The following is a 17598-nucleotide window of genomic DNA, read 5'->3' as shown; positions in this document are numbered from 1 at the left end:
GCCCCCTTCCAGCCTGACTCCAACAAATGTGAGGCTGTCCGGTTCCGCTGGCCGGCGGCCAAGCCTGCCAGGGCCAAGCTTGAGCAAGGTTGTTTCGGGCGCCCGGCGTCTGTACGCTCGCCTTCTCATCGCACCGCCGCACAAGGATCCGCCGCCGCCATGAGCGACGCCGAGAAACGGACCTATACCGAGAAGGAAGCGCTCGACTTCCACCGCCACCCGACGCCGGGGAAGATCGCGATCGCGGCCACCAAGCCGATGGCGACCCAGCGCGACCTCAGCCTGGCCTATTCGCCGGGCGTCGCCGTGCCCGTCCTGGCGATCGCCAAGGACCCGGGCCTGGTCTACGAATACACCTCCAAGGGCAACCTGGTAGCTGTGCTCTCCAACGGCACGGCGATCCTGGGCCTGGGCGACCTGGGCCCGCTCGCCGCCAAGCCGGTGATGGAGGGCAAGGGCGTGCTCTTCAAGCGGTTCGCCGACGTCGACGCCATCGACATCGAGATCACCGCCACCGACCCCGACGAGATCATCACCGTCGCCAAGAACATCGGGCCGACCTTCGGCGGCATCAACCTCGAGGACATCAAGAGCCCCGAGTGCTTCATCGTCGAATCGGCGCTGCAGGAGATCATGGACATCCCGGTGTTCCATGACGACCAGCACGGCACCGCGATCATCTCCGCCGCCGGCCTGATCAACGTCTGCCACATGACCGGGCGCGAGCTGAAGGACGTCAAGGTCGTCCTGAACGGCCCGGGCGCGGCGGGCATCGCCACCCTGGACCTGCTCAAGGCCATGGGCGTGCCGCACGAAAACTGCATCGCCGTCGACACCAAGGGCGTGGTCTACAAGGGTCGCGCCGAGGCCATGAACCAGTGGAAGTCGGCCCACGCCATCGACACCGACAAGCGGACCCTACAGGAGGCGCTGAAAGGCGCCGACGTGCTGATCGCCACGTCCGTGAAGGGCGCGATCACCCAGGACGACGTCAAGCTGATGGCGCCCAATCCGGTGATCTTCGCCATGGCCAACCCGGACCCGGAAATCCGGCCCGAGGACGTCTATGCGGTGCGCCCCGACGCCATCGTCGCCACCGGCCGGAGCGACTATCCGAACCAGGTCAACAACGTCCTGGGCTTCCCCTACATCTTCCGCGGCGCGCTCGACGTTCGGGCCCGGCGCGTGAACATGGAGATGAAGATCGCCTGCGCCAACGCGCTGGCCCAGCTGGCCCGCGAGGACGTGCCGGACGAGGTGGCCGCCGCCTATCACGGCAAGCAGCTGAAGTTCGGGCCCGAATACATCATCCCGACGCCCTTCGATCCCCGGCTGATCTGGTACATCCCGCCGTTCATCGCCCAGGCGGCCATGGACACCGGCGTGGCGCGCCGGCCGATCCCGGACATGGACGCCTACCGCGCCTCGCTGGCCCAACGGCTCGATCCCACCGCGGCCTTCCTGCAGAAGCTGCAGGGCGTGGTGCTGTCGGGGCCGAAGAAGCGGATCGTCTTCGCCGAGGGCGAGGAGCCTGCGGTGATCCGCGCGGCCTACGCCTTCCAGATCGCCAACCTCGGCACCGCCGTCCTGGTGGGCCGCGAAGACCTGGTTCAGGAGAACATGCGCTCGGTCGGGCTCGACCCGGCCGAGGTGAAGATCGAGATCCTCAACGCCCGCCTGTCCGGCCGCAACGCGGAGTATGTGGATTACCTCTACAGTCGCCTGCAGCGGCAGGGCTATCTGCGCCGCGACGTGCAGCGGCTGATCAACCAGGACCGCAACGCCTTCGCCGCCGCGGTGGTGGCGATGGGCCATGCCGACGGCCTGGTCACCGGCGTCACCCGCTCCTTCGACCAGGTGCTGGAAGAGGTGCTGCGGGTGATCGACCCGTCGCCGGACGGCCGGGTGATCGGCATGAGCGTCGTCCTGGCCAAGGGGCGCACCCTGTTCATCGCCGACACCAGCGTCACCGAAATGCCCGACGCCGAGGACCTGGTCGACATCGCCCGGGGCGCCGCCAACGCGGTGCGGATTCTGGGCTATGAGCCGCGCGTGGCCTTCATGAGCTATTCGACCTTCGGCAACCCCATGGGCCTGCGCTCCGACCGGGTGCGCGACGCGGTCGCCCTGCTCGACGAGATCGAGGTGGATTTCGAGTACGAGGGCGAAATGCCGCCGGAGCTGGCCCTGGAGCCGGAGCTGCGCGGCAACTACCCGTTCATGCGGCTGACCGGCCCGGCCAATGTGCTGATCATGCCGGCGGTGCACTCGGCGGCGATCTCGACCCAGCTCATCCAGTCGCTGGGCGGGGCTACGGTAATCGGCCCGATCCTGCTCGGCCTCGACAAGCCGGTGCAGATCTGCCCGCTGTCGGCGTCGGTCTCCAAGATCCTGCAGATGGCCACCGTCTGCGCCTACGAGCGCCAGCTCGCCGAGGGCGAGGCGTAGCTCCCATCGCGTGTCATACCGGTTTCGCCGCGGGCGAAGACCGGGACCCATGCGCGCGGCGACGAAGGAATCTCGCAGCGCAGCCGCTGCTTCTTTTCTGCATCTCGGAGTTTATGGGTCCCGGACAGTCGCCAACGCGACTTCCGGGATGACAGCGAAGTTGCTACACGGCGCGCCCGCTTGGGAGCGCTCCCGTGACCCTGACCCTCGGCATCGACTTCGGCACGACCAACACGGTCGTGGCCCTGGCCGAGACGGCGGGCCCGGCGCACCTGGTGAAATTCCCGGCGCCGGAGGGCGAGCTGTTCGCCTTCCGCTCGTGCCTCAGCTTCCATGCGGGCGACCGCCCCAACGACCGGGTCATCGCCGCCGGCCCCTGGGCCATCGACGCCTATGTCGAGGATCCGGCCGAAACCCGCTTCATCCAGTCGTTCAAGAGCTTCGCCGCCGCGGAGAGCTTCAGCGAGACCCAGATCCTCGGCCGCCGCTTCCGCTTCGAGGACCTGCTGTCCACCTTCCTGCTGCGCCTGCGCGCCTATGCCGAGGCTGGGATGGCGGAGTTGCCGGACCGGGTGATCGTCGGCCGCCCGGTCACCTTCGCCGGCGGCGCGCCGAACGAGGCCCTGGCGCTGTCGCGCTACCAGACCGCCTTCGAACGGATGGGCTTTTCCGAGGTTCTCTACGCCTATGAACCGGTGGGCGCGGCCTTCTTCTTCGCCCGCGAGCTCGATCACGACGCCACCGTGCTGGTCGGCGACTTCGGCGGCGGCACCTCCGACTTCTCGATCATCCGCTTCGAGCGCGCGAAAGACGGCGAGATCATCAGCCATCCGCTGGGCCGCTCCGGCGTCGGCGTGGCGGGCGACGCCTTCGACTACCGGATCATCGACAACCTGGTCTCGCCCGCGCTGGGCAAAGGCTCCAGCTACATGAGCTTCGGAAAGACCCTGCCGATCCCCAACCGCTACTATTCCACCTTCGCCCGCTGGGACCAACTGGCCCTGATGCGCGCCAGCCGTGACATGCGCGAGATCCGCGCCCTGGAGCGCGAGGCGACCGAGCCGGAGAAGATCGCCCGGCTGATCGAGGTGCTGGACGAGAACTACGGCTACCAGCTCTACCGCTCGGTCTCGCGGCTGAAGGAGGCGCTGTCGGCGGACGAAGCGGCGGAGTTCGTCTTCCAGGCCGGCTCGATCTCGCTGAGAGGCGGGGTGAAGCGGGCGACCTTCGAACGCTGGATCGCCCCGGAGCTCAACCTGATCGAGCGGGCGGTCGACGACGCCTTGGCCAACGCCGACCTCGCGCCCGACCAGGTGGATCGCGTCTTCCTGACCGGCGGCTCGTCCCTGGTGCCGGCGGTGCGCGCCATCTTCCACCGCCGCTTTGAGCCGGGCCGGATCGAGACCGGGGCGGAACTGGAATCCATCGCCTCGGGCCTGGCGCTCATCGGCCGCGAGCGCGACCTTTCCCGCTGGACGATGAAGGCCCCAATTTCCTGATCGTCACCCCGGCCTTGTGCCGGGGACCCATGATCTCGAGCGATGCAGGGTGTCCTGCGAGGTCGGCGTTCATGGGTGGCCGGGACTAGCCCGGCCATGACGTCATTTGGTGAGGGCGATCAGGGCTTCTTCTGCGGCCCTGGTCCCGCTTTCCCAGGCGCCGTGGACGGTGGAATACCAGGTGCGGTGCGTCGCTTCCCCCGCGAAGAAGATGCGCTCCTCCACCGGGGCGGCCAGGACCTGGCGGTCAGGGGCGTGGCCCGGCAGGGCGTGGGAATAGGACCCCAGCGCCCAGGGGTCGTGCGCCCAACGGGTCTCGCCCAGGCTGGCGAGGCCGCGCCGGAAGTCCGAGCCCATCAGCTCGCCCAGCTCCTCAAGCGCGAAGGCGGCGAGCGCGCCGGACCCCTCGCCCTCCAGGCCGCGCGCGCAGCGGCCGCCAAGGAACACCTCGATATAGGGCCGCCCGAACGGCCGCAGGTGATAGCTGGCCGTCTCGGTCCGGTCGGAATGGCCGAACAGGTGGCCCTCGACCGGCAGGCCCTCCGGCTCCGCCAGCGACAGGAACACCTTGTCCGCCAGGCCGAGCGGCAGGCCGGCGGCGGCTTCGGCCTTTCCGGGCAGGCCGGGCGAAAACGCCAGGCCGCCTTGGCTGAGGATCGGTGAGGGGACGCAGACGATGACCGCCCGCGCCGTCAGCCGCCCGCGCGCGGTGTCCAGCGCCAGTTCGGGGCCGTCGTGATGGACGGTGCTGACCGGGCAGCCGGTGACGATCTGCGCCGGGTCGGCGAAATGGCTCAGCGCCGCGCCATAACCCTCGCGAACCCGCCAGTTGATCCCGCTGTCCTCATAGGCCGCGTAGTCCAGCACCGAGACGGACTCGAACTCCGCGCCGTTGTAGTAGCTGGAGAAGGCGTCCAGCAGCGGGTTCCAGCGGCTTTCCGGCTCCATCAGCTCGGACGCCGGCCGGTCGATCCCGGTCTTCGCCGCGGCCTCCACCTTCTCATCCAGGGCGTTGAACGCCGCGCGGTAGGCGCGCTGTTCCTCCGCAGTGAGGTGCTGGTTGAACGCCTGCCGGGTCCAGTGCGGCGGCGACCGGTCGATGGTGAAACCGGCCCGCTCGATCGGCGCCGACAGCGGATTGCGGTCGGCCGAGTGCAGCCAGCCGGCGCCGGCGTCCACCGGGAAGCCCGCCGTCGTGGTCACGGTGTGGGCGCGCCCGCCGACCCGCTCGCGCGCCTCCAGGCCCACCGCCTCCAGCCCGGTCCGCGCCAGGCGCCCGAGCGCGGCGATCCCGGCCGCCCCGCAGCCGATGACCGCGACGTCAAAGCGATCCTTCATCAACCCTCCCCTAACGGGGAGGGACAGGCCGTGCGAGCGGCCAGGGTGGGGAAGTGCGGGTTGGCCTGTGAGTCAATGATTGTCATCACGCTTCCCCGCCCGATTGTCGCTCCGCTCCAGCCACCCTCCCCACTACGGGGAGGGTTTCCTCAGCGTCGGGCTGTCCAGGTCGAGCTGGCTCGCCGGGATCACCTCCAGGTCCGGCCGCTTGGCCTTCAGCTCGGCGGCGAAGGTCTTGGCGTCGCCGGCGATGATCAGGCTGGCCTGGGCGGGGTCCATGACGCGCTTGGCCACGGCCTGCACCTGGGCGGCGGTCACCGCGTCGACCTTGGCGGTATAGCGGGTGATCTCGTCCAGCGGCACGCCGTAGAGCGCCAGGTTGCCCAGGATGTTGGCCAGGCCGGTGCTGGTTTCCAGCCGCCGGCCATAGCCCCCGACCAGGCTGGACTTGCGGGCGGTGAGCTCGTCGGCGCTGGCCGGGGTCGTGGTCATCGAGGTCATCTGCTCGGCGATCAGGTCGGCCACCTGCACGGCGCTCTCGTTCTTGGTCTGGGCCGCGGCGCGGAACGAGCCAGTGGTGCGGTTGGCCGAGAGGTTCGACGACGCGCCGTAGGAGAGGCCGCGCTTGACGCGGATCTCCTCGTTCAGCCTGGAGGAATAGCCGCCGCCCAGCAGGGTGTTGGCCACGATGCCCGGATAGTAGTCCGGGTCGTTGCGCGGGATGCCGACCTTGGCCAGGTTCACCGCCGCCTGGCCGGCGCCCGGCACGTCGATGACCACGGCGCGGGGCCGGCCGTTCGGTGCGATGACCGGCGCGGGCGGCAGGGGCGAAGCCGGCTTGGCCCAGCTTCCGAAGGTCTCTTCGGCCAGGGCGAAGCCCTGCGCGGCGCTGATGTCGCCGGTCAGCACCAGGACGGCGTTGTCGGGCCGGAACCAGGTCTTGTGCAAGGCTGCAAGGTCGGCGGGCTTGAGTTTCGGCAACGAGCCGGGCGTGCCGGAGGGCGAGTGGCCAAAGGCGGTGCCGGCGAAGACGATCGGGGCCGCCGCATAGGCCGAAACCTGACCTGGGTCGCGGTAGCCGACCCGCAGGCCATCCAGCGCCTGGGCCCGCTGGCGCTCCAGCTCCTCGGGTTTGAAGGCCGGGTTGCGCGCCACGTCGGCCATGATCGTCATGCCCTGGCCGAGCTTGTCGGTCATGACGTTGAGCGTCACGGAAGACGCCTCCAGGTTCGCGCCGGATTCCAGGGTGGCGCCCAGGGCCTCGGTCTGCTGGGCGATAGCCTGGGCCGAGCGAGTCCTGGTCCCTTCGGTCAGCATGTCCGCGGTCATGGAAGCGGCGCCGGCCAGGCCCTTCGGGTCCGCCCAGCCGCCGGTCTTGATGGTCAGGTCGGCAGTGACCAGCGGCAGGCTGGAGGAACGGGCCACGATCACCGTCAGGCCGTTGGCCAGGGTTTTCTCGGCGGGCTTCGGCAGCACCGGCGCGACCGGCGCGCCCACCGGCGGCGGCTTCTGGCGCTGCGCCTCCGGGGCCAGGGTGAACACCGGGCCGGTGTAGGTCGCCACCTGCTTGGGCGGGGTCGGCGCCGCGGGTTCGGCCTCGCCCTTCGGCCGATCGCTTTCGGGCCGATAGGTGATGGTCTCGCGCAGATTCGGATCGAGGTACTTCTCAGCCACCCGCTGCACGTCGGCCGGCGTCACCGCCTGCAGGTCGGCGAGCTCGGTGTTGGCCTTGGCCGCGTCGCCGTTGATGCGCAGGGCGTAGCCGAGCGCGAAGCCGCGACCGTCGATGGTCTCGCGCTCGCGCAGCTTGCCGGCGATCAGCTGGTTCTTGGCGGTGGCCATCTCGACGGCGCTGGGCGGGGCCGAGCGGATTTTCTTGACCTCATCCAGCAGGGCCGCCTCGCCTTCGGCGAGGGAGTGGCCCGAGGCCATGATCGCGCCCACCGCGAAGTTGCCCGGCTGGGCCGGCAGGTCGGCGTTGGAATAGATCTCGGCGGCGATCTGCTTGTTGTAGACTAGGCTGTCATAGAGCCGCGACGACTTGCCGGCCGACAGGATGGCGTCCAGCACCTTCAGCGCCGGCGCGTCGGGGTCCGACGCCTTCGGGCCTAGCCAGGTCATCACCACCGCCGGCAGCGGCACGTTGGGGCCATAGCCGTTGTAGACGCCCGAATGGGTGCGCCTGGGCTCGACCGCGGTCACCCGCTTGATCGGCTGGGCCGGGTCCTTCAGTGGCGCCAGGTACTTGTCGATCCAGGCGTCGAGCGTGGCCTTGTCGAAGTTGCCGACCACGATCAGGGCGGCGTTGTCCGGGCGGTAGTATTCCTCGTGGAAGGCGCGCACGTCATCGATGGTGGCGGCGTCCAGTTCGGTGATCGAGCCGATCCCGGGACGATGGTAGGGGTGGGTCGTATAGGTCGCCTGCGGCACATAGAGGCGGAACAGCCGCCCGTAGGGCGAGGCCAGCACCCGCTGGCGCAGCTCCTCCTTCACCACGTCGCGCTCGGACTTGAAGTTGGCCTCGTCGATGACCAGCGACCCCATCCGCTCGGCCTCGGCCCAGATCAGCCGCTGCAGGTGATTGGCCGGCACCACCTCGTAGTAGTTGGTGAAGTCGTCGAAGGTGGAGGCGTTGTTCAAGCCGCCGACGTCCTCGGTCAGCCGGTCGAAGCTCTCGGCCGGCAGGTCGCGCGTGGCCTTGAACATCATGTGTTCGAAGAGGTGGGCGAAGCCGGAGCGGCCGGCGGGATCGTCCTTCGAGCCGACGCCGTACCAGACCTGCACCGTCACATTGGGCGTCGAGCGGTCGAGGCTCTCATAGACCTGTAGGCCGTTGGCCAGCACCCGCTTGGTGTAGACGATCGGCGGCACCTGCGCCTTGGGCGCGGCGGCGGCCGCATGGGCTTTCGGCCTGGCGGCGGGCTTGGTCTGGGCCAGCGCCGGCGCGGCGAGCGTGAGCGCGAGGAGGGCGGTAAGCGCGGGACGGAACATTCGGCCTCCGGGGATGCGAGCCGTCATCCTTAGCACCGGCGTCGGGCCGGGGAAGCTTAAGGCTGCGTCATGGTCGATTGGATCAGGCGACGTCGCCCCAGCCCAGCCGACGGACCGCGGCGAAGGCGGCCTTGTCGCGCTTGGTCGCCAGGCGCTGCTCGACCGCGCCGTGCGGCGCGCAGAGCTTCAGCTGGATGCCGGGCTTGCCGGTCCGTGGCGGCGCCAGGATGCGTCGGCGAGGCGGCTCCAACGCGACCCCCGGACGGGCGGCGACCAGGTAGGCGAACTTCTCGTCCTCGAACGGGACCTCCCCCCCTTTGGCCAGGCGATGGTCGCGGCTGCGGGGCAGGCGCACCGAAAAGTGGCACCAGTCGGGGGCGGTCAGCGGGCAGGGCGCTTGATGCGGGCACGGCGCCACGAGGGTCGCGCCGAGGGCGATCAACCGGTCCCGCGCCTTCAGGATGCGGCCATACCCGACCGGTGTCCCAGGCTCGACGATCGCCAGCAGGCCCTCGGTGGAAGCCCATAGTTCGTCGATTATCGAATCTTGCTTATCGGCAGGGATTTCCGCCAGGGCGTAGCTGGCGACCACGACGTCGGCCTTTGGCCACGGGCCGCCGGCGGTGAGGTCGGCGCGGCGTTGTTCGGCGGACCGCAAGGCCTCCGGGCCGGCGGCGGCCAGGCTGCAGGCCAGGTCCAGGAACGGGGCGCTGGCGTCCAGCCAGGTCGCCGCCGAAAGGCCCGGCCACGTCTCCGCCGCCGCCCAGCTCGCCGCGCCGGTCCCGACGCCGGCGTCCAGCAGGGTCTTCGGCGCGAAGGCGGGGGCTCGATGCGCGGCTTCAGCGAAGACGCGGGCGCAGGCGGCATAGGTGGCTGGGGCGCGGGTCAGCGCATAGGCCAGCGCATCGTCGGCGTCGCGGATCACCCCGGCCGAGGGCCGGCCGGCGCGGTAGGCCTCCGACGTCCGCGCCGCCCGCTCGGCCAGGCTCTTGCGTGGCGCGCCCTCCAGCGCCCGATCCAGCGCCGCGCGCAGGGCCGCGGGGAGTTCCGCGCTCACCATGCGGCGCTCACTGGGCGCGCGCCATGGCCTCGCGGCGCAGGGCCAGCAGCGCCTGCGGCAGGTCGTGGCGCAGCGCGATGCGCGCCACCCAGCCCGGCACGGCGAACGGCGCGGCGATCCGCGCCTCATAGGTCACCCGCACGCCATCGCCGTGCGGCTCCAGCCGCCACTGGCCTTCGAAGATCTTCAGGTCGCCGCCGGCGGCGTGGAAGGTCATGCTGTGCGGCGGGTCGAAGTCCTCGCGATAGACCGTGCGCACCGAGGGCGCGAAGGTCATCTTCGAGACCTCCTCGCGGATATCCCAGCGCCCCTGTGGGTCGCGGTCCAGCACCCGGCAGCTCTTCAGGCCCGCGACCATCTTCGGCGCCAGGTCGCAGTCGGTCATCACCTTGAACACCACCGCCTGCGGCGCGGCCACGTCGATGGCCGCCTGGATCACCCCCGACGAGCCGTCGGGACCGGGTTCGACGTCCACATAGGGCCGACCGCGGTCGAGTTGCTCCGCCGCCCGGTCCGACAGGATCATGGCCCACGCGGGATCGGCGCCGGTGAGGAAAGCGGCCCAGGGCGCGACGACGATGAGGAGGGCTCTGCGCATCCAGGTCGCCGCCGGGCCCAGGCCTTCAGGCGCTCGCCGGGGTTTTCAGCAGGTCGTCCAGCACGCCGGGATCGGCGAGCTGCGACGGGTCGCCGAGGTTCGAAAGGTCGCCGGCCGCCACCTTGCGCAGGATGCGCCGCGCCACCGCGCCCGATTTCACCCGCGGCAGGGCCGAGACGAAGCGCACGGACTTGGGCACGGCGGCGGCGCCGATCTCGCGGCGCACCAGCCCCTTCAGGTCGGCCTCCAGGATGTCGGTGACCCGCGCGTCCGGGGCCGCGACCACGAAGGCGTGGACCCCGTCGGGCGCGCCCACCGCGGCGGCGTCGGCGACCGCGTCGTGGCTTTCCAGCACGTTCTCGATGGCGTCGGCGCCGATCCGGCCACCCTCGATGGGGATGATGTCCGGCGCGCCGTCCTCGGCGCGGTTGCGCACCAGGTCGTCGACCACGCTGGGGTCGGCGAGCGTGGTGGTGTCGCCCAGGTTGGCGATATCGCCCTCGGCCACCTTGCGCAGGATGCGGCGCATGATCTTGCCGGAGCGGGTCTTGGGCAGGCCCGGCGCGAACTGGATCACGTCGGGCGAGGCGAAGGGGCCGATCTCACGGCGCACCCAGTTGCGCAGTTCCGGCTCGAGCTGCGGGGTGATCTGCACGTCGGCCTTCAGGGTCACGAAGCAGTAGATGCCCTGGCCCTTGATCTCGTGCGGATAGCCGACGACGGCGGCCTCGGCGACGTTCGGGTCGGCCACCAGGGCGCTCTCCACCTCGGCGGTGCCCAGCCGGTGGCCGGAGACGTTGATCACGTCGTCCACCCGCCCGGTGATCCAGTAGTAGCCGTCCTCATCGCGCCGCGCGCCGTCGCCGGTGAAGTACTTGCCGGGATAGGTCGAGAAGTAGGTGGCGATGAACCGGTCGTGGTCGCCGTAGACCGTGCGCATCTGGCCGGGCCATGAGTCGATCAGGCACAGGTTGCCGCTGATCGGGCCGTCCAGCACCTTGCCCTCGGCGTCCACCAGCTGCGGCTTCACGCCGGGCAGCGGCTTGGTGCAGGAGCCGGGCTTCAGGGCTGTGGCGCCCGGCAGGGGGCTCATCAGGCAGGCGCCGGTCTCGGTCTGCCACCAGGTGTCGACGATCGGGCAGCGGCCTTCGCCGACCACGCGGTGGTACCAGTGCCAGGCCTCCGGATTGATCGGCTCGCCCACCGTGCCCAGCAGGCGGATGGATTTGCGCGAAGTCCGCGTCACCGGCTCGTCGCCCTCGCGCATCAGGGCGCGGATGGCGGTGGGCGCGGTGTAGAAGATCTCGACCTTGTGCTTGTCGCAGACCTCCCAGAACCGCGAGGCGGTCGGGTAATTCGGCACGCCCTCGAACATCACACTGGTCGCGGCGTTGGCGAGCGGGCCATAGACCACGTAGCTGTGGCCGGTCACCCAGCCCACGTCGGCGGTGCACCAGAAGACCTCGCCCGGACGGTAGTCGAACACCAGCTCATGGGTGTGCGCGGCCCAGGTGAGGTAGCCGCCGGTGGTGTGCAGCACGCCCTTGGGCTTTCCCGTCGAGCCGGAGGTGTAGAGGATGAACAGCGGGTCCTCCGCGTTCATCGGCTCGGGATCGCAACGGTCGGAGACGCTCTGCTTGATGTCCGAATAGTAGACGTCGCGGCCGGCGGTCATCGGGACCTCGGCGCCGGTGCGCTTGATGACGATCACGTCAGTGACGTTGGGGCAGGAGGCCAGCGCCTCGTCGACGTTCTTCTTCAGCGGCACCGGCTTGCCGCCGCGCAGGCCCTCGTCGGCAGTGACCACGATCCTGGAATCGCAGTCCTGGATGCGCCCGGCGATGCTGTCCGGCGAGAAGCCGCCGAAGATCACCGAGTGGACCGCCCCGATCCGCGCGCAGGCCAGCATGGCGTAGGCCGCCGCCGGGATCATCGGCAGGTAGATGGTGACCCGGTCGCCCTTCTTGACGCCCTTGGCCTTCAGCACATTGGCCATGCGGCAGACTTCGGTATGCAGCTGGCCGTAGGTGATGTTGTCGCTGATAGACCCGTCGTCGCTTTCCCAGATCAGCGCCACCTGGTCGGCGCGCTCAGGCAAATGGCGGTCGATGCAGTTGACCGAGACATTCAGCTCGCCGTCGGCGAACCAGCGGATGCGGAAGTCCGCGCGGTCGAACGAGACGTCCTTCACCTGGGTGAAGGGCTTGCTCCAGGTCAGGCGGCTGCCGACCTCGCGCCAATAGCCCTCAGGATCGGCCTCGACGCGCGCCACGGCGGCGTCATAGGCGGCGGCGTTCATCAGGGCCTTCTTGGCCCAGGCCTCGGGGACCGGGAAGACTTCGTTATCGGACACGGCGCGGACTCCCGAATTCAACTTCTGACACCTGCGGAAGGCAGTATCCGTAGCGGCGCGCCGGGCGCAACAACCTCGGCGGTCAAGCTTGCCGGAAACCGCCCGGGCGGCCATGGTCAGGCATGCTTGGCAAGGGTGGGGCGGCCGCCGTCATCGCAATCTCCATGGGCGTCCTGGCCAGCTGCGGCCTGGGCGAGCGGGGCGATGCGTCCAGGGCCATCGCGAAGTTCCTGGCCGCCGCCGACAAGGGCGACCGCGCGGGCTTCGAGTCCGGGCTCGACCGCAAGGCCCTGCGGACCGATCTCGCCGAACAGATGGCCGACCTGGGCCGCACCAAGGGCCTCGATGTCGGCGAACCGCCGAGCGAGTTCGTGCTCGACCGGATGGTCAGCCCGCAGGCCGTGCGCCAGGCCGCGCTTCGCACCGCGCCCGGCTGGCCCGCCCGGCCCACCGCCCAGCAGATCATCCCCTTCATGAAGGTGCGCGACCTGACCCACGTCTGCCTGGAGGAACGGGCCACCCGGCGTTGCCTGCTGACCTTCACCAAGCGCGACGGGGTCTGGCGGCTGAGCGCCATGCCCTCCAGGTCCGCCTGGGCGCAGACCCAGACCCAGGGCCTTTAGCGCCCCTGCCTGCGCCCCCTGGCGCGGCGGCGGGCGAGGGATTAAGCCCAGGAACTCATCGCGAAGAGGCCCGCCCATGCTGCTGCATCTGTCGACCTGGCAGGAGATCGACGACTATCTGAAGCGTTCGAGGACGGTGGTGATCCCCATCGGCTCCAACGAGCAGCACGGGCCGACCGGCCTTTTGGGCACCGACTGGCTATGCCCGGAGATCATCGCCCACGAGGCGCAGCGCCAGCATCCGGACCTGCTGGTCGCGCCCACCTTCAACATCGGCATGGCCCAGCACCACCTGGGCTTTCCTGGCACCATCGCGCTTCGCCCATCCACCTTCATGGCGGCGATCTTCGACTGGTGCCGCAGCCTGGGCCTGGCGGGTTTCGAGAAGCTCTATTTCCTGAACGGCCACGGCGGCAACGTCGCCACCATCGAGGCGGCCTTCTCGGAACTCTACGCCGAGGCGACCTTTTCCGGTCGCAATCGCGGCTTCGCCTGCAAGCTGAAGAACTGGTGGGAGCTGCCGGGCGTCATGGCGCTGGCCAACCGCCAGTTCCCCACCGGCCATGGCAGCCACGCCACGCCGTCCGAGATCGCCGTCACCCAGTGGGGCTATCCCGACGCCATCAAGGCGGCCAACTACGCGCCGCAGATCGCCCCCACCGGCCCGATCCGCGAGGCGCTGGACTTCCGCGCCCGCTACCCCGACGGCCGCATGGGCTCCGACCCGGCCCAGGCCAGCCCGGAAAAGGGCGGCGAGCTGGTGGCCGCGGCGGTCAAGGGACTGATGGAGGACGTTGGCGCCTTCACCGGCGAGGCGATGCCGGCATGAGGACGCGGGCTTCGATCCTGGCGGCCGCCGTCCTGGCCTCGGTCGGCGCGGCTGAGGCTCAGTCGAAGACCGACGTCACCTCGCTCAAAGCCTTCCAGGGCCGCTGGGACTGCACCGGCGCCTTCGCCAGCGGCAAGCCCACGGCCTCGGACATCACCGCGACCTGGGACGCGCCCAGCCAGTCGCTGATCCTGCATCAGGACGACAAGCCGCCGGGGCCGTTCCACGCCATAGAGCTGTGGGGCGCTGGCGAGGGCGTCGGCTTCCGCGCCGCCATCTCCGATCCCTTCAGCGGCGAACGCTGGCTGGAGTCGCCCGGCTGGGCCGACGACAAGCTGACCTGGACCCGCTACGAGGGCGTGAAGCCCATGGAACGCTTCATCTACAGCCGCCCGAACGCGCGGGGCTTCTTCGTGGAATGGTTCCCGATCGACAAGACCGGCGCCTTCGTGCTCGGCGACCGCTTGGCCTGCAAGGCCGTCGCCTGAGCCGGTGGGCGGCCTGGGTTCCGGTCACTTCGCCTTGGCGGTGACGGTCAGGACAGCGCGATCGAGCGCGATCGCCGACAACCTGGCGACCAGCTCGTCAGCCTTCTGATCGGGATCGGCGGCGAAGTCGGTGGCGGGAATGGCCCAGACCGTGAACCGGTAATGGTGGACGCCGCTCCCGGGCGGCGGGCAGGGTCCGTCATAGGCCGCCTCCCCGAAGTTGCTCTTCACGGCCTGCGCGCCGGCCGGCAGGCCCTTCAGCCCTTCGCCCAGGCTTCCGGCCCGAGCCGGAAGTCCGGTGACGATCCAATGCGACCAGAGGTTCGGCGTCACGTCCATGTCGATCATCGTCAGCACCAGGCTGCGCGCCTGCTTCGGGGGCGCCGACCAAGCCAGTTGCGGCGAGAGGTTCTGGCCGCCGCATCGCGGATAGATGTGGGCAGGCGGCATCGTCGCGCCCGGCTTCAGGTCCGTGCTGGTCAGGGTCATGGCGGCGAGCGTCGGGCTGGCGGTCGCGAGAGCCACGGAAAAGACGATGAAGGGAAGGCGCATGCCGGGTCCTGCAAGATCCGCTAGCCTAGGGTTCTCGGCGCAGACTACGCGGGTTTCAAGTGGTGAACACCTCGCCCTCGCGCACCTCCACCGGCCAGGCGGTCAGCCGCTGGCCGAGGCAGGGCACGGTGACGCCCTCGCCGTCCAGGGTGAACAGCGCCCCGTGGCCGGCGCACAGGATATGGTCGCCGCCGCGCGTCAGGTAGCGGTCGTCATAGCCCAGCGGCCAGCCGGCGTGCGGGCACTGGTCGACGAAGCCGCGCACCGCCTCGCCCTGGCGCACCACGAAGCCCGCGAAGAGGCGGGCCTCGGCGCGGAAGCGGAAGCCCTTGGAGCCCGGGTCGGCGATCTCATCCACCGCGCAGAGCCGCATGCCCGCGGCCGGCTTGGCCGGGTTGTCCGGTCCGTCTCTCAACCGAGCGACCCGATTGAGACCTTGAAGCCGCGCACCTCGACCCGGTCGAACAGGCCGGCCTTCTGATAGGGGTCGTTCGTGGTGAAGGCCTCCGCCGCCTCGCGGTCGGCGCACTCCAGCACAAACAGCGAGCCCGCCATCTGGTCGGCGGCGTCCAGCATCGGCCCGGCCAGTTTCACGGCGTCGGCGTTTTCGCGGACGTAGGCCAGGTGCGCCTCGCGCGTCGCCATGCGGAGTTGGATTGCGCCCGGCTTGTCGAAGCAGGCCAGCATGAAGAGCGCCATGGTCGTCTATTCCTCGCGAAGGGGTCGGGAGAGCAGGCCGCGGATGGCGTCGTCGACGCCGATCTCGCCGGCCAGGATGGCGGCCACGGCCTCGCAGATCGGGGCGTCGACGCCGAGCTTCCTGGCCAGTTGCCGCACGGCGGGCGCGGAGGCCACGCCCTCGGCCACGGATAGCTTGCCGGCCAGGGCGCCCTCCAGCGTCTGACCGCGGCCGAGCGCCAGGCCGACGCTCATGTTGCGCGACTGCGGGCTGGAGCAGGTGAGCACCAGGTCGCCCAGGCCGCACAGCCCGGCCACCGTATCGGCCTGGCCGCCCAGGGCGACGGCGATGCGGGTGATCTCCGAGAAGCCGCGGGTGATCAGCGCGGCGTGGGCGGAGCGGCCGAGGCCCCGGCCCTCGACGATGCCGCAGCCGATGGCCAGCACGTTCTTGATCGCCCCGCCGGCCTCGGCGCCCACCATGTCGCTGGCGAAGTACGGCCGGAAGGTCGGGGTCGCGATGGCTTCCGCCAACTCCTCGGCGCAGCCCGGATCCGGGCATGCGAGCGTCACTGCCGTCGGCAGGCCGCGCGCCACCTCGCCGGCGAAGCTCGGGCCGGATAGCACCGCCGGCCGCGCCTGGGGCGTGGTCTCTGCCAGGACCTGCGTCATCAACTTCAGCGAGCCCTGCTCGATCCCCTTGGCGCAGAGCAGGATCGCCACGCCGTCGCGGGCGTGCGGCGCGAAGGCGGTGAGCGCGGCGCGCAGGTGCTGGGCCGGCGTCACGGCGAGCACCAGGTCGCTGGCGGCCAGGTCGGCGAGGTCGCCCGTCGCGCGGATCGCGGGGTCCAGCTCGACCCCCGGCAGGAAGCTGGTGTTCTCGTGGCTGGCGTTGACGGCGGCCACCACGTCGGCCTCGCGCGCCCAGAGCGTTGGGGTGAGCCCGGCCCGCGCGCAGACCTGGGCGAGCGCCGTGCCCCACGCGCCGCCGCCGATGACGCCCGCAGTCCTCATGCCTTGGCGCCCTTGCGGCCGGGCGCATGGGTCGGGCTTGCGGCGGCGGCGGCTTCGTCCAGCGGCCAGCGCGGCCGCGCCACCGCGTCCAGGGGATCGCTGATCCCCAGGGCCAGCCGCTCGGCGCCGGCGAGCGCGATCATGGCGGCGTTGTCGGTGCAGTAGGCGAGTGGCGGGGCGGTGAAGGCAAAGCCGCGCGCTTCGGCGCTCGCCTGCAACCGCGCCCGAACCGCCGCGTTGGCCGCCACCCCGCCCGCCACCACGAACCGCAGGCCGGACGCGCCGTGCCGCGCGCCATAGGCGGCCATGGCCCGGTCGCTGCGCTCGGCGAGCTGGGCGGCGATGGCGGCCTGGACGGCGGCGGCCAGGTCGGCGCGATCCTTGTCTGTCGTGAGCCCCTCGGCGATCCGCGCCGCGGCGGTCTTGAGGCCGGAGAAGGAGAAATCGCAATCCCTGCGCCCCAACAACATTCGAGGAAGCTCGAAACGTGCTGGATCGCCGGTCTCGGCCAGCCGCTCGAGAGCCGGCCCTCCGGGGTAGGGCAGGCCCAGCGTCTTGGCGATCTTGTCGAACGCCTCGCCGGCCGCATCGTCGATGGTCGAGCCCAGCCGGCGGCAGGCGCCAACGCCTTCGACCTCCAACAACTGGCAATGGCCGCCGCTGACCAGCAGCAGAAGGAAGGGATAGGCGACGTCCGCGCCCAGGCGGGCGGAGACGGCGTGGCCCTCCAGGTGGTTCACGGCGACCAGCGGCAGGCCACGGGCCAGCGAGACCGCCTTGCCGAACGACAGCCCCACCATCACGCCTCCGACCAGGCCAGGGCCAGCGGTGGCGGCGACCCCGGTCAGGCCCTTGAAATCCAGGCCGGCCTCCGCGAGCGCGCGCCCGGCGATGGCGTCGATCGCCTCCACGTGGGCGCGGGCCGCGATCTCCGGCACCACCCCGCCGAACGGGGCGTGCTGGGCGATCTGGCTGGCGACCACCGACGAGAGCACCTCCGCGCGGCCGTCGGCGCCCAGGCGCACCACGGCCGCGGCGGTCTCGTCGCAGCTGGTCTCGAGGCCAAGGATCGTCTGGGTCGTCTCGGCTGTCATCCGGTTGCCGGGGGGCGCCCGCTCCTGTAGCAG

The 17598-nt window shown here is 70.5% G+C and carries 15 protein-coding genes and 1 pseudogene; 5 read left to right on the top strand and 11 right to left on the bottom strand.

Features of this window, described 5'->3' with window-relative positions; all coding sequences use genetic code 11:
- Positions 1 to 159 precede the first annotated feature (159 nt).
- Positions 160 to 2448, top strand: coding sequence for an NADP-dependent malic enzyme (locus VGL85_RS12000; RefSeq protein ID WP_331589174.1), 2289 nt, complete (start codon positions 160 to 162; stop codon positions 2446 to 2448).
- 194 nt (positions 2449 to 2642) lie between these two features.
- Complete coding sequence (locus tag VGL85_RS11995) at positions 2643 to 3947, top strand: Hsp70 family protein (RefSeq protein WP_331589173.1); 1305 nt, start codon at positions 2643 to 2645, stop codon at positions 3945 to 3947.
- Between the two features lie 102 nt (positions 3948 to 4049).
- Here the strand turns inward: VGL85_RS11995 and VGL85_RS11990 are convergent, their stop codons facing one another.
- The 6 genes and pseudogenes from VGL85_RS11990 to acs form a co-directional block, all read right to left on the bottom strand.
- Complete coding sequence (locus VGL85_RS11990) at positions 4050 to 5285, bottom strand: NAD(P)/FAD-dependent oxidoreductase (protein WP_331589172.1); 1236 nt, start codon at positions 5283 to 5285, stop codon at positions 4050 to 4052.
- A gap of 132 nt (positions 5286 to 5417) precedes the next feature.
- Positions 5418 to 8276: a pitrilysin family protein gene (locus VGL85_RS11985; protein WP_331589171.1), complete on the bottom strand. Its 2859-nt coding sequence runs from the start codon at positions 8274 to 8276 to the stop codon at positions 5418 to 5420.
- A gap of 82 nt (positions 8277 to 8358) precedes the next feature.
- A complete protein-coding gene (locus VGL85_RS11980; RefSeq protein ID WP_331589170.1) occupies positions 8359 to 9333 on the bottom strand; it encodes a small ribosomal subunit Rsm22 family protein in 975 nt (324 codons plus the stop codon).
- 10 nt (positions 9334 to 9343) lie between these two features.
- A complete protein-coding gene (locus VGL85_RS11975; protein WP_331589169.1) occupies positions 9344 to 9934 on the bottom strand; it encodes an SRPBCC family protein in 591 nt (196 codons plus the stop codon).
- Between the two features lie 25 nt (positions 9935 to 9959).
- Entirely contained in the window at positions 9960 to 10289 is a 330-nt protein-coding gene (locus tag VGL85_RS11970; protein ID WP_331589191.1) for an AMP-binding enzyme, read from the bottom strand.
- A gap of 66 nt (positions 10290 to 10355) precedes the next feature.
- Positions 10356 to 12233 (bottom strand): annotated as a pseudogene (acs, locus tag VGL85_RS11965) (acetate--CoA ligase); the annotation flags it as partial.
- Positions 12234 to 12409: 176 nt separating this feature from the next.
- Here acs and VGL85_RS11960 point away from each other — a divergent pair.
- From VGL85_RS11960 to VGL85_RS11950, 3 genes are all read left to right on the top strand, one after another.
- Complete coding sequence (locus tag VGL85_RS11960; protein ID WP_331589168.1) at positions 12410 to 12910, top strand: hypothetical protein; 501 nt, start codon at positions 12410 to 12412, stop codon at positions 12908 to 12910.
- Between the two features lie 76 nt (positions 12911 to 12986).
- Positions 12987 to 13739 carry a creatininase family protein gene (locus tag VGL85_RS11955; RefSeq protein WP_331589167.1) on the top strand — a complete coding sequence of 251 codons (753 nt, stop codon included), beginning with the start codon at positions 12987 to 12989 and terminating at the stop codon, positions 13737 to 13739.
- Entirely contained in the window at positions 13736 to 14227 is a 492-nt protein-coding gene (locus VGL85_RS11950) for a hypothetical protein (protein WP_331589166.1), read from the top strand. The genes VGL85_RS11955 and VGL85_RS11950 overlap by 4 nt, the downstream gene beginning before the upstream one ends.
- A 24-nt stretch (positions 14228 to 14251) precedes the next feature.
- Here the strand turns inward: VGL85_RS11950 and VGL85_RS11945 are convergent, their stop codons facing one another.
- The 5 genes from VGL85_RS11945 to tsaD are packed head-to-tail and all read right to left on the bottom strand — an operon-like array spanning position 14252 to position 17565.
- Positions 14252 to 14779, bottom strand: coding sequence for a YbhB/YbcL family Raf kinase inhibitor-like protein (locus VGL85_RS11945; RefSeq protein ID WP_331589165.1), 528 nt, complete (start codon positions 14777 to 14779; stop codon positions 14252 to 14254).
- 55 nt (positions 14780 to 14834) lie between these two features.
- Positions 14835 to 15194 carry a Rieske (2Fe-2S) protein gene (locus tag VGL85_RS11940; protein ID WP_331589164.1) on the bottom strand — a complete coding sequence of 120 codons (360 nt, stop codon included), beginning with the start codon at positions 15192 to 15194 and terminating at the stop codon, positions 14835 to 14837.
- A complete protein-coding gene (locus VGL85_RS11935) occupies positions 15191 to 15478 on the bottom strand; it encodes a YciI family protein (RefSeq protein WP_331589163.1) in 288 nt (95 codons plus the stop codon). Before VGL85_RS11935 ends, VGL85_RS11940 begins: the two co-directional genes overlap by 4 nt.
- A gap of 6 nt (positions 15479 to 15484) precedes the next feature.
- A complete protein-coding gene (locus tag VGL85_RS11930; RefSeq protein ID WP_331589162.1) occupies positions 15485 to 16471 on the bottom strand; it encodes an NAD(P)H-dependent glycerol-3-phosphate dehydrogenase in 987 nt (328 codons plus the stop codon).
- Positions 16468 to 17565 (bottom strand): tRNA (adenosine(37)-N6)-threonylcarbamoyltransferase complex transferase subunit TsaD, encoded by a 1098-nt coding sequence (gene tsaD, locus VGL85_RS11925; protein ID WP_331589161.1) that lies wholly within the window; start codon positions 17563 to 17565, stop codon positions 16468 to 16470. Before tsaD ends, VGL85_RS11930 begins: the two co-directional genes overlap by 4 nt.
- Positions 17566 to 17598 lie beyond the last annotated feature (33 nt).

The sequence above is a fragment of the Phenylobacterium sp. genome (genome assembly GCF_036501465.1).
Classification (GTDB): Bacteria; Pseudomonadota; Alphaproteobacteria; order Caulobacterales; family Caulobacteraceae; genus Phenylobacterium.
This window is presented reverse-complemented; position numbering and strand designations above follow the sequence as displayed.